The 3,092-nt window shown below is 73.5% G+C and carries 4 protein-coding genes; 2 read left to right on the forward strand and 2 right to left on the reverse strand.

Translation table 11 applies throughout. The features are described from left to right. The first annotated feature begins 272 nt into the window (after window positions 1-272). Window positions 273-1,013: an N-acetylmuramoyl-L-alanine amidase gene (locus tag AC13HU_RS34790; RefSeq protein ID WP_483045991.1), complete on the forward strand. Its 741-nt coding sequence runs from the start codon at window positions 273-275 to the stop codon at window positions 1,011-1,013. A 53-nt stretch (window positions 1,014-1,066) separates the two neighbouring features. Here AC13HU_RS34790 and AC13HU_RS34795 read toward each other — a convergent pair whose 3' ends face one another. Together AC13HU_RS34795 and AC13HU_RS34800 are read right to left on the reverse strand one after the other, a co-directional pair. Continuing rightward, entirely contained in the window at window positions 1,067-1,879 is an 813-nt protein-coding gene (locus tag AC13HU_RS34795; protein ID WP_483045992.1) for a maleylpyruvate isomerase family mycothiol-dependent enzyme, read from the reverse strand. Window positions 1,880-2,061: 182 nt separating this feature from the next. After that, entirely contained in the window at window positions 2,062-2,301 is a 240-nt protein-coding gene (locus AC13HU_RS34800) for a hypothetical protein (protein ID WP_483045993.1), read from the reverse strand. 372 nt (window positions 2,302-2,673) lie between these two features. On the opposite strand from AC13HU_RS34800, the gene AC13HU_RS34805 reads away from it, so the two are divergent. Beyond that, on the forward strand, window positions 2,674-2,889 hold the full coding sequence (locus AC13HU_RS34805) for a DUF4287 domain-containing protein (protein ID WP_483045994.1): 216 nt from the start codon (window positions 2,674-2,676) through the stop codon (window positions 2,887-2,889). Window positions 2,890-3,092: the final 203 nt, after the last annotated feature.

Genomic DNA, 3,092 nt, shown 5'->3' on the forward strand with positions numbered 1-3,092 from the left:
CCCCGCGACGAGTCCCGCGAAGCGCCGCGCGACGAGCCCCGCGACACGCCCCGCCCGTGAGGCCGGCCGGCCCCGGGGCGGCGCCTGACCGTCGGGCCGGCGCCGTACGACATACGCCCGCGCCGCCCTACTCGGACGCCCGCGCCGCCCTACTCGTACGCACCCGGCACGGCGGTGAGGCGCGCCGGAGACGCGGTCCCGGGCGCCCGGGAATTCACCCGAACGGCTCGCGTGGATGTCCGGCCCGGTCGGTCCGGCCGAGGCTGGTCACCATGCGGCTGCACCGGCCCAAGCTGGCGTGGTACCTGCCGGCACTGGCCCTCCTCGTGACCTGCTCGGCGCCGCAGCACCCGGCGACCGCGCCGCGGCAGGGCTTTGCCGCGGTGCACCCGGTGTCGCTGCGGCCGACCGTCGTGCTGCGCGCGGCATGGCACGCGGACGAGAAGGACGTACGACCGGGGCTGGTCTACGACCACTCGGTCAAGGCGGTGTTCGTGCACCACACGGACAACCCGAACACGTACGACTGCAAGAAGGACGTGCCCAAGATGCTGCTGATACTGGAGCAGCGCCACATCGCCCTGGGCTGGGACGACCTCGGCTACAACTTCATCGTCGACCGATGCGGCGGCATCTACGAGGGCCGGACCGGGAGCGTCGACCGCGACCCGCGGGGCTCGCACACCGAGGGCTTCAACAACGACACCGTCGGCATAGCCGCCCTCGGCAACTTCGGCGCCGCGCAGAAGATGCCGCGCCCCATGCTGGAGGCGATCGCCGAGATAGCCGCCTGGAAACTCGACCCCGGGATCAACCCGCTGGGCCAGGTGCGCCTGGTGTCCAGCAACAACGCGAGCCGCTACCGGAAGGGGACGGCCGCGGAGCTGAACGTGATCTCCGGGCACCGCGACGTCTACCAGACCGACTGTCCGGGCCAGGCGCTTTACGACGCGCTGCCATGGGTCAGGCAGGAGGCCGCCCGGCTGCGCCAGCAGGCTGCCCGGGACGGGTGACCGGGGACAGCTGACTGGGACGGCCGGGCCGCCGGGCCGCCGCAGTTACCGCACTACGGTGCGACGAAGAGCGTGGCGAAACCGGGCGCGAGCCAGGGCCTACGTCCCCAGGCGACGATCTTGCCGCGGGCGAGGGCGCCCATGCTGGTGCGCCTGCCGAGCGCGAGCAGGAAGAACGTGACCGGCTCGGCCACGATCGTGCAGTCGGGGCGCCGCGGCGGCTCCGGCGTCACGGCCACCGCGCCGTCGGTGAACGTCACGGCGAGCCGGGGCCCGCCGCGCAGCCGCAGGTCGTAGCAAGCGCTGTGGCCGGTGGCGGAGCGCGGGTCGACCACCCGGGGCATCGCCGTGATCAGGAACGGCAGTGTGAGCGCGACCCGTTCGCGGTCGATCATGTGCGGCCGGCGCAGCGCCACCGCGATGTCGTAGCCGTGTCCGAGCATGTGCGTCAGCAGATACGAGCCGAGGGTGCCCACATCCATGGGGCCCATCGGGGTGAGGACCGGCTCGTCCGCCGATCGTGCCCCGGTCGCGTCGGTGAACGCCTTCGCGTGCCGCACGATCCCGTCCGCCAGGACCGACGGGTCCCGCTCCGTAAAGGCTTGCAGCGAGGCGGCGTTGGCCGCTGCCAGGCCGCCCGCGGTCCCGTCGCCGTACGGTCGCTCGCGGCCCGCGGCGAGGTCGGCCATCAGCGCGTTGGCCAGGGCCAGATGTGCGGCTGCCTCGCCAACGGTCCACTGCGCGCCGGGAATCGGCGCGGCCGTGTCCGCATCCGTGCGGAGCAGCTCCGCCGTTCGCTCGGCGACGGCGTGAATGGCCGCGGACAGCGGTGACGCGGCGGCGGTCCCGGAGCGGGGGGTGTCCATGGTGCTGAAGGGTGACCCAACTCCGTACGCCTGTCCAGGGGTTCGGTGCGACCGCCGCCACGCGCGGACCCGCGCCGCCGACCGTACGAGGCGGGCGGCGCGGGTCTGCTCAGCACGTGCGGGCGGCGGCGCCGGCCCCGCTGGTGCCGGGAGGGGCTGGTGCCGGGAGGGGCTGGGACCGGTCAGTGCATCCACAGCAGGTAAAGGCCGTTCGTGCCGTACTCGCAGATGTAGACCGGGCCGTGCACGGGCGCGTCGGCCTGCGCCTGGGCGACGCAGCTGTCGTAGGTCGGGAAGTACCCCATGAACATGAAGCCGCTGCCGGGCGGCGGGGACGCCTGCGCCGCCGTGGTGGCGACGCCGAGGCCGAGGATCGCGGTGGCGGCGACCGTGGCCGCGCGGGCGATGATCTTCTTGCGCATGTGGATCACAACTCCTTTCCGGGCAGGCGGAGTTGCCTGCCAAATGGCCAGGGGTGTGGTGCAGGGGGTGGCGCGCGCGGCACCAAGACTGCCGGGAGCCGCACTCCGTTTTCAATAGGTCCAGACCAATTGGTGACGGTGGGGCGGTTGGGTTTTCCGCGGTCACGCGGAGTACGGCGCGCAGCCGGGCGCGCGGGACCTCGTGGAACGCGTCGGGACGTCCCGTCGTTGAAGCTCGCGCGCGCGGACCGATGAGTTTCGCCGCCCCGCCCGGTCCACCAGTACGACAGTTCCGTTCCGGCGGCCGGGCAGGCCGGGCGGACTGAGCAGACCGGATAGACCGGATAGACCGAAGTGAACGAGGAGATCGAGATGAGCGCCGGCAACCAGAACGGCCCCGCGAGCTACTTCCCCGCCATCGAGAAGAAGCACGGCCGCCCGATCGCCGAATGGAAGGAGTTGATCCGTGCCTCGCCGCTGACCCGGCACATGGAACTGGTCAGCTGGCTCAAGACCGAGCACGGGCTCGGGCACGGCCACGCCAACGCGCTGGTCGCCCACACCCGGGCGGAGGACGCCGCGGCCTGACCCGCGCCCGCCGCCGTCGCCACGGCGCCCCCCGCCGCGCCGGGGGCGCTACCGGCGGGCCGGGGGCAGGAGCACCTACGGACGGACGGCGCGGCGGACCTGCCACCACGCGAGCCCCACCACCGCGGTGGCCGCGACGGCGACCGCCACCCGCGGCCCCAACCCCCCGGCCGGGCCGTTCGCACGGCGCGCCAGCACCGTCC

Source organism: Streptomyces sp. NH27 (assembly GCF_056859195.1).